Below are 26738 nucleotides of genomic sequence, written 5' to 3'. Positions count from 1 at the left end.
CATTTCTTCTTAGCGATCGCTTGACAGTGAAATCATACCTTGATTCACCAACGCCCGGTAGGAAAAATGGAGGTGTTGCCGAACGCTGCCAATGTTGTTCCTGGCTTGGTAGAAATGAGCTTGGATATTCGTGACTTATCTAGCTTACATATCGATAGCCTCTTAAAACAGCTACGCATACATCTTGAAGAAATTGCCGTTGCTACCAATACCCAAATTCGTTTGAATCGTTGTTTGCACAACGAACCAGCTTTAGCCGAACCTTATATCCAAAAGGCGATCACTTTATCTTGTGAAAACCTCAATCTTAGCTATACCTATTTACCCAGTCGTGCCAGTCATGATGCTCAAGAATTAGCCCAGATTAGCGACATGGGTATGATTTTTGTTCCCAGCGTGATGGGAGTCTCCCACATGATGCCAGCGAATACACCTCCCCCGAACAATGTGTTCAGGGAGGAAACGTATTGTTGCAAACACTTATCCAGTTAGGAAAAATATAATCTTTACTTGCTATTGCGACACGAAGTTAGTCCGCTACAGCTACTTTTTTATAAGCTGCCCAACCACCAAGATCGCTGATATCTTCCCAATCATGTTTTTCTACCAGTTCTTGAGGATATAGCATGGCGATCGCTGTCTCATCTCCTTCGAGATTGACTGTCTCTGGATACATATGAGGAGGTTCGTTTTTCAGCAAATAATCGTACTGCTCTGTCGTCATCTCATAAATTTCTCCAGGGATACTGACACCATTTGTTTCGGTTGCATAAATTGCAGGATGCCAGCCATTTTCGGCTGCGTGAAGGCGATATTGAGGCAGGGTTTGCGTGGTTTTAATGAACTTCGCGGACTGGAGATTTCCGTGGTCTGGCTGTCCTTTTAGTGCCGAACCGCAGATAAAGACGTGTTTGATATCTGATTCTGTTGTCATAGCTATAATTAGGAGTTGTGCAGTTTATTGTTGTTAATAATTTCCATTTCGTTTACTACTCTGACTTTGCTAGCAACTAAATGTTCTTCGACCATCGATTGAGCTAAATCTACATCTTTTTTGGCGATCGCTTCGTAAACTTCTCGATGTTCTAAGCGAATCTCTAGCACTTGTAGGTTGTGTTTGGTGGTCTGAACCCTCAGCAGTGCCATCTTGTCGAAAACCTGTTCTAACAACGCAAGTAACCATTGATTACCCGAACTTTCGGCGATCAAATAATGAAATTGATAATCTATTTCTAAAAGCTTCAAAGGATCGGGTTTACTAGATTTCGCTAGTTTTTCTGCCAGCAATACGCATTTCTCTAGCTGTTTTAATTGTTTAGAGGTAATGTACTCACAGGCATTTCTCACGGAAAGTTGTTCTAGAGCGATACGGCAATCATAAAGCTGGGCTGCATCTTGTACCGAAAGAGTAGCAACCTTAAAACCACCATTAGGCTTAGACACTATTAGTTGTTCCCGCTTTAACTGACCAATTGCTTCGCGAATAGGGGTACGACTAACCTGTAGCTGTTGAGCTAACTTTGTTTCCACTACTCGCTCTCCCGAAGCTAAATCTCCTTTAAGGATAATTTGCTTTAGAGCTTCATATACTTGTTGCCTTAAAGATTGACTTCTTTGAATAGAAATCATAATTTTGAGTTTTGACTCGCGAAAAACTGTATACTGTTTTTGAGAATTGTCCCAATAACAGTATACAGTATACGATATTGATATTTAAGTGCCGAGAACTCCACAAATGGGTAGTTGGGATATCGGCACTTCAAACAGGTTGGACCTCACCTGCATCATCGCCTTTCAAAAGAAAAAAGTACTGTTTGAGCTTTTGCTTCAGTTCAGAATTGAATTTAGAGAGAAGATTTTTCGAGTTCTTAAACCAATTTTCTTCCGTATCCACGCCTCCCTCTAATAGGTACTGTTGCAAAAATATTAAATGAACGGAAAAACTCTATGGATAACTAATTTTTTAGACACCAATCCTGTAAACTTTGAGATTAAATGGGCTCTTGCACGCTTTTGGTGAATCTGAGAACGGGCGATCGCTATTTGAGAGCAAAGATAAAGCTTAAATGTGCAGTATTGCCATCCCTTCTTTAAGCAGGAAGCAATGGTGTGGTTGATTAAACAGGACACAAAAATCGTTTCTTGAGTAGTTCGTGACTGGCACGTCCATACATTTGTCTTTTTAACATCTTGAGCCGATTAACTTGTCCTTCTACTTGCCCATTACTCCAAAGATAAGTTACTCCATTCTTAACTGCCGCCCAATCCTCTTTGATGCCACGAGCAAAATTTTCTAAAGCTTTTATTTGACATGAATTCGCTTTTTCGTACCACTCTTGTAGTTTTTCTGGCTCGTGATTCCGCACTAAATTAGCAAAACTTTGGACAAGTTCAATCGCAGTATTTAGGTTTGGATGTTGTTGTTTTAATAAAGAGATTGCTTGGTTATCAGAATCACTCTTTTGAGATGGTTTTCGTAAAATCAACTTTACGGCACGACGAACAGTTAGTAACGACTTTTTGGGTTCAAAAACTTTCAATTCTGACTGATTAATCTTGGATTCTCCCTTTTGTAATTGTTGCGTATCACGAAGACGACGAGTATGAGCAGCTACTGTAGCATAACTGCCTTGATAACCCTGCTCTTGAATTTCTTGCAATAGTTTAGTTCCATTATGACAACCTTCATTCCATCGCTCAAGAAGATACTTATTGTAAGGAGAAAGCAAACTCTTTCCGCGATCGCTTCGCCCCTTTCGTTCGGGGAAAGTGGCAGATTTAAGAAAGCGAAACACTTTTCTCCTACTGATTCCTAATTTGTTGGCAATAGCAATTTTTGTCCAACCCTGTTGATTCAAAGCATGTACTTGTTCGTACTGTTCTACTCGTTTGCTGAGATTTGATTCGGCTCTTACAACAGTAGCTTTAGCTGGGGGAGGGGGTGGAACAGGTTGAGCAATAATTTTGTCTTCTTCGCTCATAATCTTGGCATTAATTATAGTCTCAACGTTTTTAAGAGCCAGAGGATATTCATCGAACACTATCTCCAAAGGATTGTTTAAATTCTCCAGAAGATGGAAACGGTCTGGTATTTGAATGGCTTCTGGACATCCTCTTGACGCTCCTTCTTTATAAGCTTTGGCTCTATCTCTAGATATAATTTGAGCAGAATAATTTCTGAGTTGAAAGTTTTAAGCAGACTTGATAGTTGCCCCAAGATACATCTAATAGCGATCGCTGATAATTACTATGAACCCGATTGCTTGTTGAATTACAAATCGGACAAACTGCTTGTATATTCTGAGTTTGAACTTGTATCGTTAGTTGATTTTTTGTTTCACTGATTGACCAAGAATTTATCTTGAGATAAAAAAATCAGGCAGTAAGTGTTGTAGCAAACGAGAATTATCGAGAGGATGATTTTCTGACATAAATAACCGCTTTTTTTGCTTTTATTCTATTTACTCACAAAACCTTTCGCTCCTACTATTTCTTTTGGCAGCGATCGCCCGTTATCTCGGATCACCAAAAGCGTGCAAGAGCCCGTTTGTTCCCAAAGTTTACATATGCGTAACATCAGTTGTTAATTGTTAATTGTTCTTGGCGGTTAGCGTTGAGATATTTGCCGATCCACTGAATAAAACTATCTACATAGGTAAATAATACGGGGACAACTACTAGTGTTAACAGGGTAGAGGTAGTAAAACCGCCAATTACAGCGATCGCCATTGGACTGCGGACTTCGCCATCGGCACCAAAGGCTAAAGCGATCGGCATCATTCCCGCAATAGTAGAAATGGAAGTCATTAAAATTGGGCGCAAACGAGATACTCCCGCAGCTATAACTGCTTTTTTCTGAGTTTTACCTTCTTTGAGTCCTGCCAGGGCGAAATCTACTAATAAGATGGCATTTTTGGTGACTAATCCCATTAACAAAACGATCCCAATTAGGGCAAACAAACCTAATTCTTTTTGGGTAATTAGTAGCCCTAGTAACGCACCGCCAATTGATAGAGGCAGTGCCACGAGAATTGCCAAGGGATAGAGGAAGTTGTTGTATAGCAAGACCAAAATTGCATAGATACACAAGATCGCTAATCCTAACGCGCCTCCAAAGCGAGCAAAGATATCCCTCATAATTTCTGCATCTCCAGAAGGCTCTTCTTTTACTTCAGGGGGTAAAGTCTGCATGGCTGGTAAAGCTCGAATTTTGGCGATCGCATCTCCTAAAGACAATCCCTGTAGATTCGCTTCGACAGTTACCTGGCGGTTGCGGTTAAATCTTTCGATGGTGGCGGGGCTACTTCCCAGGCGAATATTTGCTACTGCTTCTAGGGGAACTAATGAGCCATCGCGGGCGGGTATGCGGAGGTTTTTGAGAGTTTCAATACTTTGACGTTTTTCGGGATTAATTTGGACTCTGATGGGGATTTGGCGATCGCTCAAGTTGAATTTTGCCAGATTAAAATCACTGTTACCAATGGAAGCCAGGGAAGCCGTATTGGCGATCGCCTGAACGGAAATACCTAGATCCGCTGCTCGTTGGGGATCTGGTTCGATAATGATTTCGGGTTTAACTAAACTAGTGCTGGAAGTGACTTCGACTAGCCCTGATATTTCTCTAATTTGTTTTTCTAGATTATTAGCAGTCTCGACTAAAATCGCTGGGTTATTACTCCGCAAAATTAAAGATACGTCTTTGTTGCTACCCCCCGCACCCTGACTCTGGAAACTAATTCTCGCCCCAGGAATTTGGGTGAACTGTGATCGCATTGCTTCTTGAAATTCTTGTTGAGAAATATTGCGATCGCTTTTTGGCGTTAGTTTTACCGTCACCAAACCCTGGTTAATATTGCCTTCTTCCCCTACTTGAGACAAAATGTTATCGACTGCGGGTTGTTGGCGCAATAGTTTATCTAGCTGTAAAATTACTGTTTCGGTATTATCTAATTTTGAGCCTGGAGGTAATTCCACTTGAATCGTACTCAATCCTGTATCCCCCGCATCAAATAAACCCTTGGGGATGTAGGGTACCAGTTGTAAGCTACCAAAGAAGAAAGCACCAGCTAAAATCAAAGTGGAGATGCGGTTTCTTAAGGCTAAATTGAGCAAAAAACGATAGGGTTGCAATTTTCCCTTGGCGTTAACATCAAAGTTTTGAGAAGAATTGGCAATATTTTCATTAATGTTAACTGGTTCAAATCTTCTATCTTCAGGAGTAATATCGTAACTTACAGCATTAAATGCTTTAAAGCGGGGATGTTGCCAAGTCTGTGGTTTAGATTTTAATAAATAAGCACTCAACATTGGCGTTACCGTACAGGCTACCAACGTTGAAAACATGGTAGATACCGCTACCGTTACCCCAAAAGGTTGGAAATATTGCCCAGGAATACCCCCCATAAATGCCACGGGGATAAACACCGCCACGATAGTTGCAGTTGTTGCAACCACGGCCAAACCAATTTCCCTGGCTGCATCCAAAGCTGCTTGAAAAGGTTTTTTCTTCATTTGCAAATGGCGATCAATATTTTCGATCATACAAATGGCATCATCGACAAGGTTTCCCACCGCTAACGCCAGGCCTAAAAGACTCATGCTGTTGAGGGTGTAGCCAAGGGTTTTCATTACCCAAAAGGTAGGAATAATCGAAAGGGGTAACGCAGTAGCGGTAATTAAAGTTACTCGCCAGTCACGGAGAAAGATTCCTACGGTAGCAACTGTCAGCAAACAACCCAATACTAAAGAATTAATTGTCCCTCGAAAAGAAGCCCGAATCGGATCGGCACGGGTAAATATTTTCTCTAAAATAATATCTTCGGGTAAAGTTTGTTCTAATTGGGCGATCGCTTTGACGACTCCTTCTTCTACTGTCACCAAAGTACTTCCAGAACTTCTTTTGACCGCAAAACTAACTACAGGCTTCCCATTCAAAAATGCTTTTTGTCGCGACTCTTCAAAGTCATCTAATACTTCGCCAAAGTTAGATAAAGGTACAGTATCGCCGTTATTTAATTCAATAGGATATGCTCTCAATTCCCTTACAGTTTTGGCACTCCCCAAAGTACGCACGCTTTGTTCTCTGCCGCCAACTTCCGATCGCCCCCCCGATAAGTTAAGGTTAAATTGACCTATCTGACTATCTATATCAGTCGCAGTCATGCTATAAGCCTGTAGTCTTTCGGGGTCTAAATTCACCCTAATCTCTCGATCCAATCCCCCCAATCTTTCTACATCTCCGACTCCTTTAACATTGAGTAATTCAGGAATAATTGTCCGATCTACCAAGTTACTAATATCTTCCACCGATCGCTTATCTGAAGCAACCGCATAGGTAACTACCGTTCCTCCTGTAAACTGAAGCTTGGTTACACTCGGTTCGTCAATATCTTGGGGAAGATCGGGACGAATCTGGGAAATCGCATTGCGGACTTCATTAATAGCGCGATCGCTATCTATTCCTAAATCGAAGTTAATTACAGTACTAGAACTACCATCTGTAACCGTCGAACTAAGACTGTCTATGCCATCTAAATTAGCTACCGCATCCTCAATCTTTTTTGTTACTTGCGTTTCCAATTCCGTTGGGCTAACTCCCCTTTGACTGGCACTGACAATTACAATTGGCACATCAATATTCGGTTCGCTATCTATTCCCAATGTCATAAAAGAAGTGATGCCGATTACCCCCAAGATCAGAAACGTCACAATAGTTGGTACGGGGTTTTTGATCGACCAAGATGAGAAATGGAAAGACATAACTTCAGGGATGAAAAATGAAGGAGTTAAAAAGCTAGTCTAACTTTTTTTACTCTTTATATGTACAAATATGAAGTCTATTAATGCGATCGCTTTTGCTTCTTTTTTTTTCTCTTATAGCGTTTTTATTTACTAACTGATATGAAACCGTGTTTTTTAAAGATTGCTTGGGCTTGAGAAGTAAAGAGAAAATCTAACATTTGTTTAGCTGCTTCGGGATGATTGCTATCTTTCATAATAGCTACAGGATAAATTAGAGGAGAATGAATTGTTGGGGGTGCAGTAGCCACCACCCTTACGTTTTTGGTTTTCGCAGTATCAGTACGATAAACTATCCCCGCTTCTATATTTCCTGTCGCAACATAATTCAATACTTGCCGTACATCTTTGGCATAAACCGCTTTTGTTTTAATGCGATCAATTAGGTTGAGACTAGTAAGAATTTCTTGAGCATATTTTCCCGCAGGAACACTATTCGGTTCGCCTAAAGCAACTTGCTCGATCGACTTTTTGATTAAATCGTCAAAACTATCGATCGAATGATTATCTTCGGGGGTGACTAACACCATTTGATTTTTGACTAAATCTTGGCGGGTTTCGTTTAAAAGCAATTTTTTAGCCGCCAAATCATTCATTTGTTGGGGTGCAGCCGAAATAAAAATATCGATGGGTGCGCCTTGTTCTATTTGGTGTTGTAGAGAACCAGAAGAACCAAAATTGAAGGTTATCTTGGCTTGGGGATATTGAACCAAATAAAGCTGTTTGATCTCCTCTAATACATCCTGCATACTAGCAGCAGCCGAGAAAATAAGCTCTGGTGAAGTTGAATCATGGCGATCGCCAGATGTTTTGCCCTCTATTTCTTGACTACAGCCACCGATTAATCCTAGTGCTAAAAACTGAAAAACAAATAATTTTTGAAATATCTTTTTTCCTATGGCTAGATCCATACAATTCTACAGTCTAATTGGTGTGGGTGTATCGAGACGGGCTTAGACCTATGATATTCTACATTGACGCGAACTATAGATACAAGAAAGCGATCGCTAATATTTTCAATTGAGAAGCATCCGAGAATTAGTCGGATGCTTTTTATTTTGCGATCAGCTATAAAATTAATAATAATAATACTCAATAAAGTTAGGGATGTTGATCGTCGATTACAAAACTAGATAAGAGTTTAGATGCTCCTTACAAGAGATATCCAGTTGAACATAATTTTTATTTTCTGGCAACTATTGAGAATTAAAATCAATAGATGATATAGTAGTGGGATTAAAATACTTCCTTCAAGCTCATCAGTTTAGATTATTGCCAATCGCAGATGAAAACTAAATCCAAAGTCTTACAGCAAAACCAGAAAGCTCAACAAAAGTTGAAAAAGCCATTATTTCCTTATGGAGATTGGATCGCGATCGTTCTGGGAGTTATCATACTTTCTAAAACAGATGGTATGGGTCATCATTTAGGACACGCAGGGATATTTTTCTTGATGCTGGCTTTAATTGCTCGTCCTATTAGTTTTTGGTGGAATATACCTCTAAAATATCGCAGGACTATTGGTATTTTTGCTTTTGCTGCTACCCTCGCTCATGCTATCTATGCTTTTTTTCATGTTTTAAATGGCAATGTTGCAACCATATCTGAGATGATATCCAGACATCAATGGGGAATATGGGCGGGAATTATTGCTTTAGCGACGATGACTCCTGCTGCAATTACCAGCTTTCCATTTCTACAGCGAAAATTGGGTAAAAGATGGCGACAAATTCACCTATTGACTGTTCCTGCTTTAGCTTTGGCTGCTTTGCATACTATACTGATTGGGCCTCATTATATGGCAGAGTTACAACTAGAACTTGAGGATTCTCTCCGCACCTATGGAATCGTCATTTTAACGATACTAGTGTTTTTGATGCGGAGGCGGATGTTTTGGTCTATTTTGAGACTCAGGAAAATGATTAAATAATAGTTTTCAACTATAGAGTATGGAAAGATTATTGATTTATATGTAGTTAATCTAAACTACAAATCGGGTAGATATTTTGCATATTGATTATAAACCTCTAAACCCGATATTTCTTGCTTAAATTCCTCAGGAACTTGATACTTATGGGATGTATATTCATTCCGCACCATGTTAATAGTTTTGAAAGGCTTTTCCCAGCTTTTTAAAAGCGTAACAAGTTGTTTGAATTGAATATAAGATTTACCGTGACGATTTTCTAAACCAATTACTTGCAAAATTCTAGCGTAAGTTGTAGGAGAAACTTCTGATTTGGGAATATCTAAAATTGGGGCGAGTTGTTCAAAAGCATCATAATTTTCTAAAACCAGAGAAATTAAATCCTTGGGGGAAAGTAAATCTTCTCCTTGAAGACGTTCTACTACATCTGATATTTTTTTAAGAATAGAAAAATCTTGTAAGTCATATTTTTTAAACAAAGATAGTAATTTTAGACCAAGATCGTACTTGCTTATATTGTTAATTTCTTTAATATAGGACTCAAGTGCATCTCTACCTTCTTCTGTAGTAATTAAAGGTAAAATCTCGACTTGTTTTTTTTTAACTTTTTTAGCAAAAGCTTCTTTATCGACATTTTCTTCAAGATTATCAGCAACATACTGATAAAATTGTTGCTGTTTGCGACTGCGATAGCGCAACTCAGTAGATTCTAATTTGAGGAAGCTTTTTTGAGCAATAATTGCAGCCTGTAAAAGATCGACACCATAGCCGAGTTTTTCATATCCTTCAGTTTTTTTGGCTATATCAATTTTGATTTGGATTAATAGTTTAAATTCTTCATTCCCGAATTTAGCATCATTAATTTTTTCAGCTTTAGTACCAATAGTAGTAATTTCTGCTAGAGCTTTGTTGTGTAATGTAATCGATCCATCAGGTACTTTTGGCTTGCCAAATTTTTCATCTACATTGCTTTTAACTACTCCAAAAGTCCCTTTGACAAATGGTGTGGCGATCAGGAAAACTAAAATAGTGACAGGGATACCAATAGTAAACATTCTAAAAGCTGTAGTTGCCGAAAGTTTATCAGAGTCTGATGATTCGGATCTAGCCGATGTGCCACTATTGACTATAGTTTTGATTTTCTCTAATTTTTCGCTACTTTCTATATTAATATTTTCTTTTTGCAAAGCATCAATTATTTCAGCATCATCGAGATTATTATTATTGACTATTTTCTTTATTTTTTCTATCTCTGATACATTTTTTAGATTAATATCTTCTGCTTTTAAAGCATTTAATTTTCCTTCATTTAACAAATCTTGTGCTTGTTTGATTTCTTTTAGTTTTTGTAATTTTTGTTGCCTATTTTGTAAGGCATCCATCATTTCATCCCCATTACTGCTAGATTTTTCGCGATCTAAATCTACTTCGGGAACTACACCATCAATTTTCAACAGATCCTTAAAGCCTTCAATTTTTTTATCTCTTTTTTGGATAGTTTCAATCGTTTCAAGATCTTCGTTTGAAGAAGTGGATTTTTGAGCTAGTTGATATGAGGTGGTGTTAGCCATAACAGAAAATCGAGTTTTATTCTGTAGAGATGATTCCGTGGCAGTTTCCTTATTTTGAACTAAATTTGGGTTTCTATTACTAACTGAGGCACTGGCACTAGAGATTTTAATACTGTTTGAGCCTAGTATAGAAATAACAGTTGCCAAAGTAAAATATTGCAGCTTGCCCATAATAACTTGTATATACTATCGTCTCAAGTTATAGTTCCCAATTTTGAGTTATCAGTTATCAGTTTCTAAGATAGTATTCAATAGATTGGCGTTCGTAAGGTTAGCATTATTCAAGTTCGCTTTGTTTAAGTTTGCCCCAATTAGTTTGGCATTGGTGAGGTTGGCATTGGTTAAATCGGTATTGGTTAAATTAGCGGCAATTAATTTAGCATTGGTTAAATTTGTTCCTTGTAAATTAGCATTACTTAAATCTGCTTCGATTAGGTTGATATTAGTTAAATTAAGCCCAGATAAGTCAGTATTGCTTAAATTAGCGTAGCGGAAATTGGTTCTACCCAAAGCATATCCCTGTAAAAGATTAGAGCGATCGCTCGTTCTAAGTTCTCTTTGGGGTAAACTATGGATATTAATTTTTATTTGCTCCTTACTATTAATTAATTGCCTTAATTCTTGATAGAGAGCATAATCTCCGATACCGCTAATATTTACCCAAGCTCTAGTACGAGTCAAGGCTACTAATAATTGATTGCGCAAGTATAAATTACTTTCATGGCGGGCAATATTATCTAAACCAATTAGATAAACCATGTCTGCTTCTTGTCCTTTAGCGCGATAAATAGTGGAAATAGTAATCGCCCCTGGATACCAAAATTGATTATAATTTCGTTGTTCTGGAGGAGTATCTAAACGATTAAAATTACTTTGGCTAGGGAGATAGATATTAATACCTTGGTTGATTAAAAAAGTAGCAGTTTGCTTAACTAAGGATGTTGTATCGTAATACTCGCCCAAAACTATAATTAGAATTTCTCGATCTGGTTGTAAATTATCTCGATTTAAATTTTGCTCGATTTTTTGAGCTAAGACAGTTAATTCCTGTTGACGAGAAGTAAAGCGATCAAAGTGAATTGTATCTTCTTGGCATAATTCATTAATAATATTAGGGGAATTATGTGACTCTCTCTTTAAAATGAACTTCGATTTATCTCGATCGCCTTGGCTTATTTTATATCCCAATGCTTGCCACTCTTCAACATCTTTAGAACCCGTTATTATACCTTTTTTTCTTAATAAACCCATTGCTATAGCGTGGGCGGTGAAAATAACTTGATGGGGAGTACGATAGCAGCGATAAATAATTTCCGTCTTATTAATTTGTTGGTTATATTTTCCCGTAACTAAATGTCCTAACTCTTCACCAAACATTTCCCGTGGTTCGGGTAAATTTAAACTATCCAAACTCTGTAATTCGTCGTATGCCCAAATAAGTCTTCTTTGTTCAGGATGAATAGAATTAACTGGACGCAAAGATTGATAAACTAGCCAGTAAAAGGGTTGCTTATCTTGGTATTTCCAATTATTAGCAATTAAATCTTGAGCTTCATCAATTAAAACTGCATCAAATAGCTGAGGAATGGTTCTATTTTCTAGTAATTCTACACAGGCTTCGGCGAGAGCTTCGTTCGGTTTTTTGCTAGTAGTAAAAGGAACGGCAAGGGGTAAATAAGCTACTGCTTTGCAGATGGTACTGTAAAAACCTGGTTGTTGTTTGCTGCCCCAAGCATGAAGTATTTTTAAATTAGATTTTTGAGGATGATAGCTTGTTTTATCTTGGGTATAGTGGCGAATCCATTTGTCTACCTGTTGGGTAATAGAATCATACAAACTCCGAGAAAAAAAGACTAAAGCAATCTGCCATTCTGGATATTTTACCGACATCAAAGCAGCTTTCTGGCATAATAGAACAGTTTTTCCTGAACCAGCAATTCCCCTAATTCGCTGCATTCCGTTAGGAATTTGTTTGGCAATCTTTTCCTGTTGTAAATCTAATTGAGTCAAACGCGATCGCACTTGAGTAATGACATGACGGCGACTATTTTTCCTACAAGGTAAATATCGATAATCTGGCTGATATAAGGGCGTACCGCCTAAGACAGCTAATAATAATTCCCATTGAGTTGGAGTTAAGATTTCTCCCCTAATTAAGGGAGGGGTATTAGTAATTAAATTTAATAATAATTGAGGATTCCCTAGGTGTTCTTGAAATAAAATTGGAGGAGAATTAGGTAACTTGTGAAAACCCTTATTTTGCCATTCAGCTTGAGTAATATAGGGTAGAGCTATTAATACTTTAGAGGTAACTTTTTGCTTTAATAAAGGTTCGCGATCGCTATATTCTAATAGAGCAAATAATTGCCTTTCTGCTTGTTGATAGGGATTGCCAGATTCTGTATAAAAATTATGATATTCCCATTGATGCCCTTGGATATTAACTAACTGTTCGATCTTAATTCCTTTAACTTCAATTACCATCAAACCCAAAAAGCGATCGGCAATTAAAACATCGGTTTCTTTACGAAACTTTCCCGATTGAGAAAAAATAGGATAACGCCAATAACCAAGACAATTACGAGCTGAAAAAGCTACTTTAACACTATCCCAAACTAACTTTTCTCCCCCTTCTCCTCGATCGCCAAATGTTTCCGTTACAATAAAATTGCCCATAACAACGGATAACCGATATTTAGAAATATTCTTTGAATTTCAAGATTACTTATTACTTAACCTTTACTGCTTCCAATATTTTTGAATAATAAAAACTCACGCTAGTCATTCCCTTGCGTTTAATCTCAAAGCCATTTTCTGCCAAAATAGCAATGATATCTTTTTCCCTGTGTTGATAAGCTCTAGTAGTCTTAGAAGGACCAGGAAAAAACTCGCCAACTTTTTTCAAGACAAACAATACACAAGTCTTCGGTGCAAAACTCAGAATCAAACGCGACTCTGCTAAAGATGCTAAATGTGCAATCATTTTAGCTGCATCTTCTGTGGGATAGTGAATCAAAACATCCAAACAAATAACCGTATCATAACTACCACTCAAAGTCTCTAAATCCGATACAGAAAAAGTTACCTTGCTGGGATCTTCTAAGGCTTCTGTTGCCTTTTCCTTCGCTTCTCCTACCATCTTATCGGAAATATCACTAGCATAAACCGTCGCGCCAGCTTCTGCTAAAGGAATACTCAAGCTACCTACACCACACCCCGCATCGCAGACAGAAATATCTGCCAAATTACCATCATCTTTAAGCCAATCAACTACCGTATCGATGGTTTGTTGATGTCCTTGGCGAATTTTCTTCTGTACCTTATTAACATCATCAGTTTCGCCATAGATCCTGCGCCAGCGATCAAATCCTTTTTGATTAAAATAGTCTTTGACGATCGCCTTATCGTTGATTTTATCTGCTGTTTTCATAAATAAACTTGTAGATATATGAATTAATAATTCCCTTTGGTAGTGTACTCCATCCCAGTATAAAAATATCTCTTAGTAATTAAAACCAAATAATTCCCGATCGAACGGGACGAAATCTTAATTTTGAGCTTTAATCATATCGATAAGGCATTCAAGAGATATTATGAAACTATCAAAAAAGCTCAAGTTAGCAGCAATATTTACAGGGGCGATCGCTTTAACAACTCCATTACTTCCAGTTTTAGCTCAGTTTACCGAAGCAGCCTTAGAGCAAAGTGAAGTAGTCGCTGTTGCTGTGCCTGCTGGCGCGATCGGCTATAATCTAAATGTAATCCAACAAGTTCCAGGGAAGCAACAGTGTTATGCTGAAGTTGGCTCTGAACCTACTATTATCGACCCTTTATGGACGACCTTTGACTTTTCAGGTAGTTGCAACAAAGCGACTGATGGTAACGGCTATTCCGTGCGTCTCGACGGACAAGATACTAGCCTTGACTATCGACTAGATATTATCCCCAAGGGAGATAATTTACAGTTAGTCGCCAAAAGCTTTAAAGGAGGCGGAGATATTATAGTCGGTCAAAGCTTTGGTAAGCCTGGAGATGGAGAGTATGCCAAGATCTATTTGAATCCTGGTTGGGAATTCACTAAAAAAGAATTTGAAGGCAAAGTATTGGGTCACTTTTTCCTTAGTGGCGACTCCCAAGAAATTGCAGCAGCTAGCGGTGAAACTATTACCCCTCCCAAGGTAGATGCTTTTACCGACATCGCTCGCGATATCTATAAAGACGAGATCGAGCAAGCAGTCGCTCTAGGTTTAATTTCTGGGTACAAAGACAAAACTTTCAAGCCTACCGAATCTCTTACTAGAGAACAATTAGTCTCTATAGTTTACGATGCTCTAAAGACAATTGACGATTTAGAATTAGCATCTGCTGATTCTGCAACTACCCAGCCTTATCCCGATGTAGAAGCAAGTCGTTGGAGTGCTGGTAAAATTCAATGGGCAAAAGAAAGTAATATTGTTGCTGGTTATGATGATGGAACTTTCCAGCCAGCTAAACCTGTTACAAGAGCAGAATTGATGACGGTTTTAAATAAGGTAGCCTTATTTGCCAACGATGGTGCAACAGAATTGGAAACCAACCAAGATCCTGTGGCATTTAATGACACAAGCAATCATTGGGCAAATGAAACCATCGCAACTATGTCAGCCTACTGTGGTGTAGCTTCTGCTTATCAAGAAACAGGAGATGCTTTCCAACCTAATACCCCAGCAGCTAGAGCTTACGCTGCAACAGCAACACTTCGCACTCATAAGTGCATTACTGGTGCAGAATAAGATATCGATCTGACAATAGATTAGAGCGCAAAACAAATGGTATCGGTCTGGAACTATCCCTGGATCGATACCATTTTCGATATTTTTTTAACTATAGTTAAGGTCTATATATTGGCTGACCTCATTTAATCTATAAGTATAATCTCAGATATTTTTGGCAGCCTTCTATTTCGTAATATTTTCTTTATATTTAGCCATATCAAGAGTTATTACCTTTTGTTACATTTTTTTCCTCGGCAAGTAAAGATACTCCCAAAAGCTGAGAAATCCAGATTTCAAAATCGCGAATTGGATGAGAACGCACTGCTACCACAGGATCGATCATTGGTTCGACCAAGACAGTAAACATACCCAAACGATTTCCTGCCAAAACATCGGTAAATAAACGATCTCCTACCATAGCTACCTTTTCAACGGGCAAATTCATCGCTTCGGCTGCTTCTTTGAGTTTACGACGAGAAGGCTTTTTGGCAGCAGAAATAAAAGGCAAGTCGACGGATCGAGCAATATTGCCAATGCGAGTATGGCTAATGTTGTTACTGACTAGCCAAATGGGGGTAGTTTGTCTAATTTGGGCAATCCATTGCTGCAACTCTTGGGAAGTTTCTTTTTGTTTAAAAGGAACGAGAGTTTCATCAACGTCCAGAATTAACCCTTCAATATTTTGGTCTTGGAGTATTTCAGGAGTTAAGTCAAAAATAGTTCCACCCAAAACTAAATTTGGTTGTAATAAGGCGATCGTAGTCATGATATAAAAATAGGAAACAATAAATTATTGCTCATCGGAGAATATATTAGCGATTTAAAAGCTAACTTAACTAATTAAGTTCTGTGTACCGAGAACAATGAAACATAAAGAAAAGATATATTGTTAAAATTAGTAAAGAAACTGAAAATTTAAATAAGCTATTAGAACTATGGGTCGTATTGGAGTTTTATTACTCAATCTGGGTGGGCCAGACAAAATAGAGGATGTTCGTCCTTTTTTATATAATCTGTTTTCCGATCCAGAAATTATTAGATTACCCGTTAAAGCGTTGCAAAAACCTTTAGCTTGGTTAATTTCAACTTTAAGAGCTAAAAAATCCCAAGACAACTATTTAGAAATTGGCGGTGGATCTCCTTTGAGAGAAATAACAGAAGCCCAAGCAGAAGCTTTAGAAAAAAAGCTTAAGGAAATGGGGCAAGATGTCAAGATATATATCGGCATGCGCTATTGGCATCCTTTCACAGAAGAAGCGATCGCTCAGATCAAAAATGACGGTATTAAAAAGGTTGTAGTTTTACCTTTGTATCCTCAATTTTCTATTAGTACCAGCGGTTCTAGTTTTAGAGTTTTAGAGGAAATGTGGGCAACAGATGAAGTGTTGCAAGAAGTTGATTATACTTTGATTCCATCTTGGTACGAGCGTCCTGGGTATTTAAGATCTATGGCGGATCTAATCGAGCAAGAATTGGATAAATTTCCCAACCCCGATAATGCTCATGTCTTTTTTAGCGCCCACGGTGTTCCTGTTAGTTATGTAGAAGAAGCAGGAGATCCCTACCAAAAAGAAATCGAAGAATGTACTCGCCTAATCATGGAAACTTTAGGGCGATCGAATGAATATACTTTAGCTTATCAAAGTAAAGTTGGCCCAGTAGAATGGCTACAGCCCTATACAGATGATGCTTTAAAAGAGTTGGGCGATCGAGGGATTGAAGATCTAGCAGTAGTACCCATCAGCTTTGTTTCCGAGCATATTGAAACCCTACAGGAAATCGATATGGAATATCGAGAAGTAGCAGAAGAAGCAGGAATTAAAAATTTCCATCGCGTGCCCGCGCTCAATGTTTATCCTGGTTTTATTGATTCTTTGGCAGATTTGGTAGTTGATTCTATCGATGCAGAACCTTGTACTTTTGAGTCAGTAACTCATCCAAATGAGAACATGAAAATGTATCCTCAAGAAAAATGGCAATGGGGTTTGACTACTGCTGCTGAAGTCTGGAATGGTCGTTTGGCGATGATTGGTTTCTTTGGTTTGTTGATTGAGTTGCTTAGTGGTAGCGGTCCATTACATATGGTGGGCATACTTTAGTCAGCTGTTCACCTTGTATCTCTCGTATTTTTTTATTTATTAAAAAACTTTTTTGTTAAAAAAAGATTCATCATTATTGATGAATCTTTTTACAATCGATCGCACTTGATAAATTAGGCAGTCGCTAATTCAGGTTGAGGACGTTTGCTATTACGAATACCTTCAATTGCTTCTGCATAATCGGCTGCTTTGAATACCGCAGATCCAGCTACAATTGCATTGGCACCAGCTTCTAATACTTGCCAAGTGTTGTTGGGTTTCAATCCACCATCAACTTCAATCCAAGGATCTAATCCTTTGTCGTCACACATTTTACGCAGACTAGCTACTTTTTCTACCATCTCGGCAATAAAGCTTTGTCCGCCAAAACCAGGGTTGACGCTCATGATTAAGATCAAGTCACACAAGGGTAGAACATGCTCGATCAAAGATAGAGGAGTACCAGGATTTAATACTACGCCAGCTTGCTTGCCCAATTCGCGGATTTGACCCAATGTACGGTGCAAATGAGGCGAAGCATTATGTTCTGCATGGACGGAGATAATATCTGCACCAGCATTAGCGAATTCTTCGACATACTTTTCTGGTTCGACAATCATTAAATGTACGTCTAAAGGCTTAGTAGTAAGAGGACGAACAGCTTTAACAATCATTGGTCCAATAGTGATATTAGGAACGAATCTACCGTCCATAACATCAATATGAATCCAGTCTGCACCAGCTTTATCTACTGCTTTGATTTCTTCACCCAAACGGCTGAAATCTGCGGATAAAATCGAGGGAGAGATAACAGTTTTTTTGGTAGTCATAAATTTTATTGTTCTATAATTTTGTATCGAGTTTAACAAAAATTCATCTATTTACTAATAAGATATCACGTTTTTATATTTTGCGGACTGTAATAGTATCCCAATCAATTAATTGACGTTTTTTGAGAGAGTATTACTTGAGGGAAGGTTATATATTTTATTTGTCAAGATTTAGATAAATCGAGAACCAAATATTTATTTAAAATTCAACTTGTGCCAATCGTTTTTGTAACATCCCTGGGAAAGCAGCATAGTATTGAGTGTTTAATGGAGAAGGATGGGGTAAAGGTAATAAATCGATCGCTTTAGTCTGAGTCATGCCAGAATCGTCAGTCGCAGTAAGGCTGACAGTCACTGTTTGTTCGTAGCGAGTATCTTTTTGACTAAAAAAGCTATCTAGTTCTCCTTTTGTACCATAGGGAGCAAACCATTTAAAAGCTTCTGTGCCTAAAGTAATAACTTGATTTCCTTGCCAATGAAATATAAATAATTGTTCGATAAAAGGACGAAATCTTTGTTTGACTTTAACTAAATAAGCTTTATTTCCTGGTGGCTTATAAGGAACGGTATTCGATAGTAAAACGCGATCGATAGTTGTATGGTCTAAGTCTTTTCTAGAAGGAGCTTTTTGCTGATAAATAGAGTAGTAAAAACCCTTTCTTACCATTGTTCCCGATGCACCAATTAGGGGTTGACGAGCAAGAACTTCATCTTTGCCTAAATCGCGACCAAAAAAGCATAAAGGACTCTCCAGATTTCCTGCATAAAGAATTGGTTTGGTGGGTTCGAGATTGGCAGATTTGTATACAGGTATATCGATGGGAAATTCTTCTCGCTGTGCTTCTTGTTGCACTCGATCTATTAAAGTATTAATATCGGACATTACAATTTAACGATTTAGTTCAATTATTCTCAGGAGACTGTAATTATCTCATTTTTTTTGACGCTCAAAAAGCAAATCATTGAACACTCCCACCACTAAATTATTAATTCCGCTTTCGCGCTAATTACTAATTTGGCGTTGGTGAGTGCATAATGCTTCAAAGCTTAAAATGAAATAGCAGAATTACTTTGCTTAGCAATGTACTGTCCTCAATGTAAGTCCTCCAGCAACAAAAAAAATGGTTTTAGAGGTGGAAAACAATCATACAAATGTAAGGATTGTGGCTATCAATATGTAGAAAATCCTATTTCGAGAAGATATCCAGTAGAAGTTAAACAACTTTGTCTAAAAATGTATCTCAACGGGATGGGATTTAGAGCGATCGCTAGAGTTATAGACATCGATCATACAACTATTATCAATTGGGTCAAAAAGGCAGGAGAGTCTTTGACCGACGAACCACTGGACTCGGAAATACCCGAAATAACCGAAATAGATGAGTTATATGCGGAGCGGTATCCTTTAGGACAAACCTTTGTTGGTAATAAGAAGAACAAATGTTGGATTTGGACAGTAGTGAATCATAAACAAAAAGGTATTTTGCTTTGGAATATTGGCGATCGCTCTCATGAAACTTTTGAACCAATTTGGCAAATTATCAAATGCTGGAAAAGCTTTTGGTATGTCACAGATGGTTGGAAAGTTTATCCGATGTATATTGAACCTGAAGACCATCTTGTTTGCAAAACATACATGACCAGAGTTGAGGGAGAAAATACTCGTTTGAGACATTATCTAGCTCGATTACATCGCAAGACCTTATGCTATTCCAAGTCTACTCTTCTTCTTAAATATTCAATTCGCCTACTACTGCATTATTTGAGATTCGACACTGTACATTTTTCTGTTTAGAGCATTATGCACTCACCAACGCCCAACTGAACGAGAATGTTTTTTAAATCTTGGAAATCCTTTTTTGCCTTTGATCTGCTTTTTACAATTATCAAAGAAACGACTAATAGCACTCCAAGCTCGTTCGGCGGATGACTGTCTAGCAGTAGAGTTTAATTCCGACGCAAAACTATATTCTTTGGCTATGACGCGACAATACTTATTAAGGTCGTATTTATTGACTCCTTTATTGTCTAGCCAATAGCGCAAAAAGAGCAGCGACCCCGCGTCTTGAAAAGACGCTAGAGAAAGCGCTGCGATGTTGCTAGCGCGGTTTTATTGGCTGGCAAAAATTCATCTCACCGCTAAAACATTGGGCGTGTCTAACGATGTTAGACTTAAATCGCCCTCGTTTTTAGCGGGAGTCTTCTTTTTGCATAAAAATAATCGATCGCACCCCCAAGTATGGAAAGAAAAAGTAGCTCCATAAATGACTTGTCCCTATCTATTAACCCTGCAACTCATTTAGATGATAGTTCGATCGCTCAACATTTTTATCAACTGTGGCTCGATAATGATATTTCTAAAGATTCAATAGACGATCTCTGGCTAGAACGAACATTGGAATTTATTGCTAAAGCCCGTAAAGAGTTATCATTTCAAGCTTTTATGGCAACCATAGATCGACAAGTAGTTGGATCGGTTAGTTGTCAACTGTTTGCTGGTTTGTATCCTTCTCCCTTCAAATCTAGCTTTCGTAAATATGGCTATATTTGGAATGTTTTTGTAGAATCATCATATCGTCGTCAGGGAATAGCCAGTCAGTTAACGACAACCGCAATTGAATATTTGCGATCACTCGATTGCACTCATGCTATTCTTCACGCTTCTCCTCATGGTAAATCTGTTTATCAGCAATTAGGTTTTGTGCCTAAAAATGAGATGATTCTACAGCTTGAATAAATCATCGATCTTGAATTTTATATTTAATTACCATGAGCTTAATTTATCAATATCCGCCTCTGATTCCAGGACGTTTGATTAAACGATACAAAAGGTTTTTGGCAGATATTGAGTTGGATACGGGAGAAATAATTACGGCTCATTGTCCGAATACTGGTCCGATGACAGGGGTATATATTCCCGATAGTTTGGTGTGGGTATCAAAGAGCGATAATCCCAAGCGTAAGCTGGCTTATACCTGGGAAATGACTCAAATAGACTCTACTTGGGTAGGGACGAATACTGCTATTCCTAACAGGGTAGTGAAACTAGCTTTAGAACAAAAGTTATTTCCCGAACTAGCTAATAGGTATAATAAAGTGCGATCTGAAGTTCCTTATGGCAAAGATAAAAAGAGTAGAGTAGATTTTTTGCTCTCAGGGGATGATGACCGAGAACAAATATATTTGGAAGTGAAAAGCGTTACTCTGAGCAAGGGAAATTTAGCTTTGTTTCCCGATACTGTAACAACTCGCGGACAAAAACATCTCCAAGAGTTAACCGATCTAGTTCCAGATACTAAAGCGGTGATGTTATATTTTATCAATCGTGGAGATTGCGATCGCTTTGCTCCTAGCGATTCTTGCGATCGCTTATATGGGGAATTGTTACGCAAAGGAGTAAGTAAAGGGTTGGAAGTTTTGCCCTATCGTTTTGAAATTACCCCCGAAGGTATTAGTTATTTGGGAATGGCGGAGTTTTTACAGAGCGAACCATAAATTTGTTATTTGTTATTAATAATTAATTCCTTGCTTATTTGCTCTATCGCTTTAAACTGTTCCAGTAATGGCATGACTTTTTGTTCTTCAGCTTCTACGTAATCATAGATATTAACGAAATTGCGCTCTATTTCTTCATAAATAATATCTAGTTTAGAATTCAACTTATCAGATATTTCGCTTTCAAAACGAGCTTTTTCTCGGTCGAGCTTTTCTTCAAATTGTTTGATTATTTTTCGCTTTTTCAGAACTAGTGTTCCTCCTGCAAATAGAATTCCTACTCCTGCAAAAGCAGTACCGATAATATCTAATAATACTATTTCTGTTAAAGCAGCGATCGCCGTTCCCGCTACGGTGGCTGCGCCTCCTCCTACTAGTCTTGGTGCGACGCTAGCATTAACTGATTCTATAGAATTAAGAAAAGTTTTATCATCTAATAGAGTAGATACTTTTTGTTGTACGTCTTCAACGATTTCTTGACGGCTTTCTATAGTATTAACGGTAATGGCATTAGTATTGATTTGATTAACTTTAATGTCGTGTAAATCGTCTACCAGGCTTTGTAACAATTCTCTAATACCACCGACAAAATGTTTAATACCATCTTGAGATATTTCCCCCAAAGAAGATTTTAATTCATTTTCACAACTTTGCTTTAATTCATCCATCCAAGTTGGGGCAGATTTATTAGTACGAAATAAAACAGCAAACGAACCTCTAACTAAAGTTAACAAGGATAGTTTTTCGCGAAAATCTAATTTTACTCTAGTGGTGATATTATCGTATTTAGCTAATAAGCGATTAATTAAAGATTCGAGTTCAAAACCCGACTGTCTTTTGTTTTGCTGTAGTTTATTTTTGATTTTATTGACTACTAATTGGTCGGTAACGAGTTGTTGTTGAATCGAGAATAAATCTTTATTGAGCAAGTCAATAATTTGCTCGCTAGTATTAGCTACTCCCTGCAATTTTAACTTCTTAGTACCGCCATCTTTGAGAGTCTGCTGGATATAATTTCTCACATCATTAAAACCACTACGCTCTGGTTCACCATTTACTTCGTATTCTACTGAGGTAGCAAAAACTATGGGAGATTCGATTCCTTTTTGCAAAGCTAATTCTGTCAGCTTTTCTTTATTTTTAGCTAATTCTTCTGGTTTAGTTAAATCTGCCTGTTGGAGAATAAAGACGACTTTTTTGCGCCATTCGCTATTAACATAATCCAATAAATCCCAAGCACTACGAGTATAAGGATTTTTAGCAAAGAAAACAAAGAAAATCAAGTCGCTATTGGGAATAAATTCTTTAGTAATCTCCTGGTGATTTTCCACTATTGTATTTGTCCCAGGAGTATCGACTACCGATAAATTTTTGAGGATATCTTTAGGTAAACCAATCTTGCGTAGATACTGGCTAACAGGCTGTTCTTCTTTTTTTTCGCTATAAACAATCTGTTGAATTATATCCGTGCAGGGATCTGCTGCGGTTTTACAAATATCTGCTTGTAGCAAAGCGTTGACAAAACTACTTTTCCCCGCTTTCACTTCTCCTACTATTACAAACAAAAAAGGTTCGTTTATATTGGTACGTAAATTACGAATAGTTACTTGTAGTTGCTGATTGCTAATATTTGTTGCAAAATCTTCTAATTGACCCAGCAAACTGTCCAAATTAGATTGATATTGAGCTAATTTCTCATCGACAATAAGATTATCCATAATAAAAATATCTAAGTACTTTTTCCGATTAAAAAAAAGCGAAGAACTAAAATAATAACTTAACGGTATCAAATAAACAGAATAATGAGTCCTACTAGAGCAGTATTGTGTGGTTATTATGGCATGGGCAATGCAGGAGACGAAGCATTACTTGTCTCTTTATTACAAATGTTACCAAGCTCGGTTACGCCGATTGTATTGTCAGGGAATCCTCGCGCTACCAAAAAACAATACGGGGTTGCTAGTTGCGATCGCAAATCCGCTTTTGCCGTCCTCAATGCTTTAAACCAGAGTCAAGTATTTATTTGGGGTGGTGGCAGTTTGATGCAAGATTCTACCAGTATTGCCAGTCCGATTTACTATGCTGGTTTAATGTCACTAGCTCAACAAAGAGGGCTAACAACCATTGCTTGGGCGCAAGGTATTGGGCCATTGAATAAATCTGGGACGCGCTGGCTAACCAAGCAAGTATTACTGGGTTGTAATGCAATTAGTGTTCGGGATACAGCTTCGGCAGAATTACTACAGTCGTGGCAAATTGAATCGATCGTTGCTCCCGATCCCGTATGGGCAATGGAGAGCAAGACCTTGCCAGAGTTGGATGATATATCGAAACCAAAAGTAGCGGTGGTTTTGCGATCGCATCCTCTTTTAAGCAAAAATCGCCTCCAGACTTTAACCAAAGCGATTAAAGACTTCCAAGCCCAGACAGATAGTCATATATTATTAATTCCTTTCCAACCAACTCAAGACAGAGCGATCGCCAAATCAATTTCCACAGCACTAGGACATCATAACTCCATATTATCAATTAACGACCCAAAAGAATTAAAGGGACTATTTCAGCAGGTAAAAATGGCGATCGGAATGCGCTTGCACAGTCTGATCTTGGCAGCAGCAGAAGGTTGTAACTGTTTTGCCCTAAGCTACGATCCCAAGGTGAGTCGATTAATGTCTGAAGTAAATTTGCCTGGCTACGAACTAGCCAATCTACCTGATGATCCTAGCTTAATTAGTCAAGCTTGGATCGAGTTATTTCACGCTCCCACAAAACTAAGTGCAGTTCAAATTCAGTCTTTAGTAGATCGCGCCTCGATCCATCAACAATTATTACGCAAAGCGATCCCAAATTGTTAATTAAACTTGGCATTTTTCAGTACAAAGTATAAGCTATATCTAGTAAAATCTAAAGCCAAGTAGAAAATTTAAAAAATCACTTCAATTTATCTTTATACTGAACTTAAATTGCCTAAAAATGCCAATTACCTCGCCAAAAAGTATACATAAACTATTCAGGGTAATTACTTAACTGTTTAATTATTTTTCTACAACTGTTGAGAACGATCTAGATATCAATAACTATGACTGAAGCTAATAACAATGCCAATTCTTTTAACCCTGAATTCTCCCCAGAGTCTTTTGAAACAATCAACGGCGATCGAGAAGAAACAAGCAAAGAGATAACAGCAGCAGCCGAGATGTCTAGTATTGAAAATAACAATTTGAGGGCAGACAATCCCCTTGAGCCGACTCAAGCATCTCTAAATAATATTACTGAAGTAGACCACGACCAATCTTTAAATCAAAAAATGAATTGGCAAAAGGTTGCTCACAAATTACGAGAATATAATCGCAAGCTGCTGAAAAAAGTTTTTCGCCTAGAACAAGAATTAGCAGAAATAGATAACAGGTTCAATAAATATATTGAAAAATCTCGCAATAGTGATGTTTTGGTCGCCCAACAAGAACAGGAAATTCAAAAATATCAGGAACAAGTAGATATATTTGACCAACAATTAGCAACTCATCAACAAACTATCAAACAAAAAGAATTAACAATTAATAATTTAACCCAACAGTACGAATTATTTCAACAGCAAACTGCTCAACTCGAAAGACAGTGTACCCTTTTAAAAGAAAACTACGATCGCCAAACTTACGAATTAACTGCCAAAGAACAGCAAGTCCAAGAATTACAAACCAAGCTCGCTCAACAACAAAGCTTGACTTTACAATATAAGGCAGAATTACAACGCGATCGAGAACAAGTAGCTGCATCTGCTACTATCCCCCCCCAAGAGCAAACATCCCCCAGTCGTCAAACCTATTCTAATCCAAGAGCCATCAAGCCCTGGTCGACTTCTGTCACTTCCGAGTCAAAAATTTCCCTGCCCAAAACCAAGTCTCAACCCCTAGCTGCTAAAAAATTTACTCCTTCAAAAACTATCAAAACCGCAGCCAAAATTGCTACTTGGACTGTATCTCAGGCAACAGAATTGCCTCAAACAAACGATCGCCCTCCTACCCAACCCCAATCTTTGGTTAAAGTTAAACCAAAGTCTTTAGCTGCTGTCGATTTACCTACATTTCCCAGGCAAATATAGAATATTGAAGGCAAATTATTAATCAAGGCAACAAAGTCAATAGCAATCAACAAAACATAATGTATTGCTTTATACCAAACGACCCTCGGTAAATCGGCTATGTTCGTCAGATAATAAGCAGCAACATAATGAAACTGCTTACTTTGTAGAGAAGTTTATGCGAATCGAGCAATTACAAGCTTTTATAGCCATTACAGAAACGGGGAATTTTGGACAAGCAGCTAAAAAATGTGGGGTAACTCAATCAACCATAAGCCGTCAAATACAGTCTTTAGAACAAGATTTGGGTTTACCGCTATTTCATCGTAGCGCCCAAGCCAAGCTAACCTTGGGGGGAGAAAAACTGTTACCCCGCGCTCAAAGAATTTGTCAGGAGTGGCAAAAAGCTAATCATGAATGCGCGGACTTAATGGCGGGTAAGCAACCAGAATTATGTATTGCAGCTATACATTCAGTCTGCGCTCATTATCTACCGCCAATTCTGCAACAATTTTGCTCGGACTATCCCGAAGTTCAATTAAGAGTCACTGCATTGGGTAGCGATCGTGCTCTCAAAGTCCTGCGAGATGGTTTAATAGATGTAGCGATCGTCATGAACAATCGATTTTTAACCGCATCGGCAGAGGTAGAACTAGTAGTACTCTACGAAGAACAAGTTGATGTTTTAATGGCTGCCAATCATCCTTTAAGCAAACTCAAGCAAATTCCGCCTCTAGAACTAGTCAAATACCCCCAAATCGTTTTTAAAGATGGTTATGGAATGCAGCGGCTAGTGCAAGATTGGTTTAAAAATCAAAACGTTCAAATCAAAACCGCTATGGAGTTAAATACCCTAGATGCTTTTAGAGGGGTGATCCGACAGGGGGATATGATTGCTTTATTGCCCCACAAAGCCTTAATAGACTCCTACAACGATCCGACCTTGGCGATACGCCCTATTGCTCAATCTCATCTCAAAACAGGTATTTCCGAACAAGAAGAATTAGAAAGTGTCCTTACCCGTCAGGTAGTTATGGTGACAACAAGCGATCGCCTGATAGTACCTCCTATTGCTCATTTTTACAACTTAGTCAAAGATTTAGGCAAATCTTTAGATTTAAAATCCGCCCAACTAATCAATCAATAATGTACTAAGCTTAGACGCACCTAGTTTAGGTTATAATCAGGGAAAAAAAAGAGCGAT

The 26738-nt window shown here is 38.1% G+C and carries 23 protein-coding genes and 1 pseudogene; 10 read left to right on the top strand and 14 right to left on the bottom strand.

From position 1 onward, the window contains the following. The first annotated feature begins 39 nt into the window (after positions 1-39). A complete protein-coding gene (locus tag I4641_RS18720; RefSeq protein WP_229642105.1) occupies positions 40-492 on the top strand; it encodes a zinc-binding metallopeptidase family protein in 453 nt (150 codons plus the stop codon). Between the two features lie 37 nt (positions 493-529). Here I4641_RS18720 and I4641_RS18715 read toward each other — a convergent pair whose 3' ends face one another. The 6 genes from I4641_RS18715 to modA form a co-directional block, all read right to left on the bottom strand. After that, a complete protein-coding gene (locus I4641_RS18715; protein WP_229642104.1) occupies positions 530-934 on the bottom strand; it encodes an allophanate hydrolase-related protein in 405 nt (134 codons plus the stop codon). An 8-nt stretch (positions 935-942) separates the two neighbouring features. Then, positions 943-1629, bottom strand: coding sequence for a GntR family transcriptional regulator (locus I4641_RS18710; RefSeq protein WP_229642103.1), 687 nt, complete (start codon positions 1627-1629; stop codon positions 943-945). Between the two features lie 488 nt (positions 1630-2117). After that, positions 2118-3041: a transposase gene (locus I4641_RS18705; RefSeq protein WP_229642102.1), complete on the bottom strand. Its 924-nt coding sequence runs from the start codon at positions 3039-3041 to the stop codon at positions 2118-2120. A 109-nt stretch (positions 3042-3150) separates the two neighbouring features. After that, complete coding sequence (locus tag I4641_RS24275) at positions 3151-3279, bottom strand: transposase family protein (protein WP_369426839.1); 129 nt, start codon at positions 3277-3279, stop codon at positions 3151-3153. 297 nt (positions 3280-3576) lie between these two features. Then, positions 3577-6759: an efflux RND transporter permease subunit gene (locus I4641_RS18700; protein WP_229642101.1), complete on the bottom strand. Its 3183-nt coding sequence runs from the start codon at positions 6757-6759 to the stop codon at positions 3577-3579. A gap of 125 nt (positions 6760-6884) precedes the next feature. Beyond that, on the bottom strand, positions 6885-7709 hold the full coding sequence (gene modA / locus I4641_RS18695; protein WP_229642100.1) for a molybdate ABC transporter substrate-binding protein: 825 nt from the start codon (positions 7707-7709) through the stop codon (positions 6885-6887). A gap of 374 nt (positions 7710-8083) precedes the next feature. Here modA and I4641_RS18690 point away from each other — a divergent pair, with 374 nt between their 5' ends. Next, positions 8084-8728 carry a ferric reductase-like transmembrane domain-containing protein gene (locus I4641_RS18690; protein ID WP_229642099.1) on the top strand — a complete coding sequence of 215 codons (645 nt, stop codon included), beginning with the start codon at positions 8084-8086 and terminating at the stop codon, positions 8726-8728. A gap of 56 nt (positions 8729-8784) precedes the next feature. On the opposite strand, the gene I4641_RS18685 is transcribed toward I4641_RS18690, so the two are convergent. Genes I4641_RS18685 through bchM form a run of 3 tightly spaced genes read right to left on the bottom strand, consistent with a single transcriptional unit; the run spans position 8785 to position 13726 of the window. After that, entirely contained in the window at positions 8785-10467 is a 1683-nt protein-coding gene (locus I4641_RS18685; RefSeq protein WP_229642098.1) for a hypothetical protein, read from the bottom strand. A gap of 51 nt (positions 10468-10518) precedes the next feature. Beyond that, a complete protein-coding gene (locus I4641_RS18680) occupies positions 10519-12972 on the bottom strand; it encodes a pentapeptide repeat-containing protein (protein WP_229642097.1) in 2454 nt (817 codons plus the stop codon). 52 nt (positions 12973-13024) lie between these two features. After that, complete coding sequence (gene bchM, locus I4641_RS18675) at positions 13025-13726, bottom strand: magnesium protoporphyrin IX methyltransferase (RefSeq protein WP_229642096.1); 702 nt, start codon at positions 13724-13726, stop codon at positions 13025-13027. A gap of 163 nt (positions 13727-13889) precedes the next feature. Between bchM and I4641_RS18670 the strand changes: the two genes are divergently transcribed. Beyond that, positions 13890-15068 (top strand): DUF3747 domain-containing protein, encoded by a 1179-nt coding sequence (locus tag I4641_RS18670; RefSeq protein WP_229642095.1) that lies wholly within the window; start codon positions 13890-13892, stop codon positions 15066-15068. Between the two features lie 199 nt (positions 15069-15267). On the opposite strand, the gene I4641_RS18665 is transcribed toward I4641_RS18670, so the two are convergent. After that, a complete protein-coding gene (locus I4641_RS18665; RefSeq protein ID WP_229642094.1) occupies positions 15268-15816 on the bottom strand; it encodes a YqeG family HAD IIIA-type phosphatase in 549 nt (182 codons plus the stop codon). A gap of 169 nt (positions 15817-15985) precedes the next feature. Here I4641_RS18665 and hemH point away from each other — a divergent pair, with 169 nt between their 5' ends. Beyond that, complete coding sequence (gene hemH, locus I4641_RS18660; protein ID WP_229642093.1) at positions 15986-17149, top strand: ferrochelatase; 1164 nt, start codon at positions 15986-15988, stop codon at positions 17147-17149. 113 nt (positions 17150-17262) lie between these two features. Here the strand turns inward: hemH and rpe are convergent, their stop codons facing one another. Both rpe and I4641_RS18650 read right to left on the bottom strand, forming a co-directional pair. Continuing rightward, entirely contained in the window at positions 17263-17958 is a 696-nt protein-coding gene (gene rpe, locus I4641_RS18655; RefSeq protein WP_229642092.1) for a ribulose-phosphate 3-epimerase, read from the bottom strand. Between the two features lie 199 nt (positions 17959-18157). Beyond that, positions 18158-18841 (bottom strand): uracil-DNA glycosylase family protein, encoded by a 684-nt coding sequence (locus I4641_RS18650; RefSeq protein ID WP_229642091.1) that lies wholly within the window; start codon positions 18839-18841, stop codon positions 18158-18160. A gap of 198 nt (positions 18842-19039) precedes the next feature. Here I4641_RS18650 and I4641_RS18645 point away from each other — a divergent pair, with 198 nt between their 5' ends. Beyond that, on the top strand, positions 19040-19753 hold the full coding sequence (locus tag I4641_RS18645) for an IS1 family transposase (protein WP_229642090.1): 714 nt from the start codon (positions 19040-19042) through the stop codon (positions 19751-19753). A 24-nt stretch (positions 19754-19777) separates the two neighbouring features. On the opposite strand, the pseudogene I4641_RS18640 reads toward I4641_RS18645, so the two are convergent. Then, positions 19778-20002: pseudogene (locus tag I4641_RS18640) on the bottom strand (RNA-guided endonuclease TnpB family protein); the annotation flags it as partial. A gap of 216 nt (positions 20003-20218) precedes the next feature. Between I4641_RS18640 and I4641_RS18635 the strand changes: the two are divergent. Both I4641_RS18635 and sfsA read left to right on the top strand, forming a co-directional pair. After that, the gene (locus tag I4641_RS18635; RefSeq protein ID WP_369426838.1) at positions 20219-20695 is read left to right on the top strand and encodes a GNAT family N-acetyltransferase; all 477 of its coding nucleotides are present in this window, start codon (positions 20219-20221) and stop codon (positions 20693-20695) included. A gap of 26 nt (positions 20696-20721) precedes the next feature. After that, positions 20722-21453, top strand: a complete 732-nt coding sequence (gene sfsA, locus I4641_RS18630; RefSeq protein ID WP_439655358.1) for a DNA/RNA nuclease SfsA — start codon at positions 20722-20724, stop codon at positions 21451-21453. A 5-nt stretch (positions 21454-21458) separates the two neighbouring features. Here the strand turns inward: sfsA and I4641_RS18625 are convergent, their stop codons facing one another. Beyond that, positions 21459-23171, bottom strand: coding sequence for a dynamin family protein (locus tag I4641_RS18625; protein ID WP_229642087.1), 1713 nt, complete (start codon positions 23169-23171; stop codon positions 21459-21461). Between the two features lie 84 nt (positions 23172-23255). Between I4641_RS18625 and csaB the strand changes: the two genes are divergently transcribed. From csaB to I4641_RS18610, 3 genes are all read left to right on the top strand, one after another. Continuing rightward, positions 23256-24308: a polysaccharide pyruvyl transferase CsaB gene (csaB, locus tag I4641_RS18620; RefSeq protein ID WP_229642086.1), complete on the top strand. Its 1053-nt coding sequence runs from the start codon at positions 23256-23258 to the stop codon at positions 24306-24308. Between the two features lie 224 nt (positions 24309-24532). After that, positions 24533-25555 carry a hypothetical protein gene (locus I4641_RS18615; RefSeq protein ID WP_229642085.1) on the top strand — a complete coding sequence of 341 codons (1023 nt, stop codon included), beginning with the start codon at positions 24533-24535 and terminating at the stop codon, positions 25553-25555. A 157-nt stretch (positions 25556-25712) separates the two neighbouring features. Further along, positions 25713-26681 carry a LysR family transcriptional regulator gene (locus I4641_RS18610; protein WP_229642084.1) on the top strand — a complete coding sequence of 323 codons (969 nt, stop codon included), beginning with the start codon at positions 25713-25715 and terminating at the stop codon, positions 26679-26681. The last annotated feature ends 57 nt before the right edge of the window (positions 26682-26738 follow it).

Source organism: Waterburya agarophytonicola KI4 (assembly GCF_020640915.1).
Classification (GTDB): Bacteria; Cyanobacteriota; Cyanobacteriia; order Cyanobacteriales; family Xenococcaceae; genus Waterburya; species Waterburya agarophytonicola.
The sequence above is the reverse complement of the archived record's forward strand: the minus strand, read 5'-3'. Positions and strand labels throughout refer to the sequence as shown.

Excerpts from the sequence above, each read along its gene's own strand:
- I4641_RS18715 (WP_229642104.1), bottom strand. The coding sequence starts at position 934 with ATGACAACAGAATCAGATATCAAACACGTCTTTATCTGCGGTTCGGCA.
- I4641_RS18710 (WP_229642103.1), bottom strand. The coding sequence starts at position 1,629 with ATGATTTCTATTCAAAGAAGTCAATCTTTAAGGCAACAAGTATATGAA.
- I4641_RS18700 (WP_229642101.1), bottom strand. The coding sequence starts at position 6,759 with ATGTCTTTCCATTTCTCATCTTGGTCGATCAAAAACCCCGTACCAACT.
- modA (WP_229642100.1), bottom strand. The coding sequence starts at position 7,709 with ATGGATCTAGCCATAGGAAAAAAGATATTTCAAAAATTATTTGTTTTT.
- I4641_RS18690 (WP_229642099.1), top strand. The coding sequence starts at position 8,084 with ATGAAAACTAAATCCAAAGTCTTACAGCAAAACCAGAAAGCTCAACAA.
- I4641_RS18685 (WP_229642098.1), bottom strand. The coding sequence starts at position 10,467 with ATGGGCAAGCTGCAATATTTTACTTTGGCAACTGTTATTTCTATACTA.
- I4641_RS18680 (WP_229642097.1), bottom strand. The coding sequence starts at position 12,972 with ATGGGCAATTTTATTGTAACGGAAACATTTGGCGATCGAGGAGAAGGG.
- bchM (WP_229642096.1), bottom strand. The coding sequence starts at position 13,726 with ATGAAAACAGCAGATAAAATCAACGATAAGGCGATCGTCAAAGACTAT.
- I4641_RS18670 (WP_229642095.1), top strand. The coding sequence starts at position 13,890 with ATGAAACTATCAAAAAAGCTCAAGTTAGCAGCAATATTTACAGGGGCG.
- I4641_RS18665 (WP_229642094.1), bottom strand. The coding sequence starts at position 15,816 with ATGACTACGATCGCCTTATTACAACCAAATTTAGTTTTGGGTGGAACT.
- hemH (WP_229642093.1), top strand. The coding sequence starts at position 15,986 with ATGGGTCGTATTGGAGTTTTATTACTCAATCTGGGTGGGCCAGACAAA.
- rpe (WP_229642092.1), bottom strand. The coding sequence starts at position 17,958 with ATGACTACCAAAAAAACTGTTATCTCTCCCTCGATTTTATCCGCAGAT.
- I4641_RS18650 (WP_229642091.1), bottom strand. The coding sequence starts at position 18,841 with ATGTCCGATATTAATACTTTAATAGATCGAGTGCAACAAGAAGCACAG.
- I4641_RS18645 (WP_229642090.1), top strand. The coding sequence starts at position 19,040 with ATGTACTGTCCTCAATGTAAGTCCTCCAGCAACAAAAAAAATGGTTTT.
- I4641_RS18625 (WP_229642087.1), bottom strand. The coding sequence starts at position 23,171 with ATGGATAATCTTATTGTCGATGAGAAATTAGCTCAATATCAATCTAAT.
- csaB (WP_229642086.1), top strand. The coding sequence starts at position 23,256 with ATGAGTCCTACTAGAGCAGTATTGTGTGGTTATTATGGCATGGGCAAT.
- I4641_RS18615 (WP_229642085.1), top strand. The coding sequence starts at position 24,533 with ATGACTGAAGCTAATAACAATGCCAATTCTTTTAACCCTGAATTCTCC.
- I4641_RS18610 (WP_229642084.1), top strand. The coding sequence starts at position 25,713 with ATGCGAATCGAGCAATTACAAGCTTTTATAGCCATTACAGAAACGGGG.